Origin of the sequence: Ornithinibacter sp. (assembly GCF_035443565.1) — a bacterium.
In the GTDB taxonomy this organism is placed as follows: domain Bacteria; phylum Actinomycetota; class Actinomycetes; order Actinomycetales; family Dermatophilaceae; genus Fodinibacter.
On the sequence record NZ_DAORSO010000434.1, the window covers coordinates 1 to 1,062 of the forward strand.

A 1,062-nucleotide genomic window follows, 5' to 3' on the forward strand; every position below is an offset into this window, starting at 1 on the left:
AACGGCCCCGCTGCTCAGCCGTGGGTCGCGTGCGGCGCATGATGCTCGTCGGCCGGGGTCGACGGTCGTGCCACAGCTGGCCGGATGCCGGTGCCGGGTCGGCCGCGACGACCCACGTCGTCGTGTCGGCACCTTCACCCGCCGTGCGCAGCGACGGGCCCAGCAGTGCGTTGAACCGGGGGAGTGAGGTCTGCACGCCGGGAGTCGCCGCCCACCCCGGGTGCGTCGCGCTGACGCTGACTCCCGCGGGGAGCCAGCGTAGTGCCAGTACGGGGAGCAGCTCGATCTGGCCGCGCTTGCTGCGCGCGTAGCCCGTGGTGCCGGAGTACTCGCCACGCAGGAACTCGGGGTCGTCCACGGGCAGGGGCTGGCTGTACATGCCGCCGGAGGTCACGAACACCACCCGGCCCGCATCGGCCCCGAGCAGGGGCAGCAGCAGCTCGGTCATGAGCACCGGCCCGAGCACGTGCAGGGCCATCGTCAGCTCGTGGCCCTGTGGGGACTCAGTGCGGGTGGCGGGCAGCGCCCCGGCGTTGTGCACGAGCGCTCGCAACGGCAACCCGGCAGCGAGGAAGGCCGAGCAGAAGGTGCGCACCGAGTCGAGGTCGGCGACGTCGCACACCCAGACCCGGGCCGCGCCGGCCCTGCCGACCGCCGACTCGATCTCGGCGGCCACCCGACCACCGCGGCCGGCATCCCGGACGACGAGGTGAACGGTGGCACCCAGTGCTGCGAGGTCATGGGCGGTGCGTTCGCCCAGGCCGGACGATGCGCCGGTCACGGCCACGTGGTGCCCGGTGAGGATGCCGGGGGTCGGGTCGGCGGGCCAGGTCGGCAACCGTCTCCGCACGGCGTACCCGAGCCGGGTGAAGCCCGGGGCGATGGTGCGGTCGAGCGTGCTGTCCAGGGCGCGGGCCGCTGCCGTCGTCAGCCCTGTCACATCAGCGCCTTCATCGCGGTGACCGCGCCCCGCAGGTACCGCTCCACGACCACGCGCTCGTCGTCGGTCAGGGAGGCGTCGATCTCGGCGAGCCCTCGGAACATCGGGGCGAGCCGGGTGAG

The 1,062-nt window shown here is 73.7% G+C and carries 1 protein-coding gene; it reads right to left on the reverse strand.

What is annotated here, in order from left to right; genetic code table 11:
• On the reverse strand, positions 1-940 hold a 940-nt coding region (locus PLL68_RS15945; protein ID WP_324535724.1), incomplete at its 3' end, for an SDR family NAD(P)-dependent oxidoreductase.
• Positions 941-1,062: the final 122 nt, after the last annotated feature.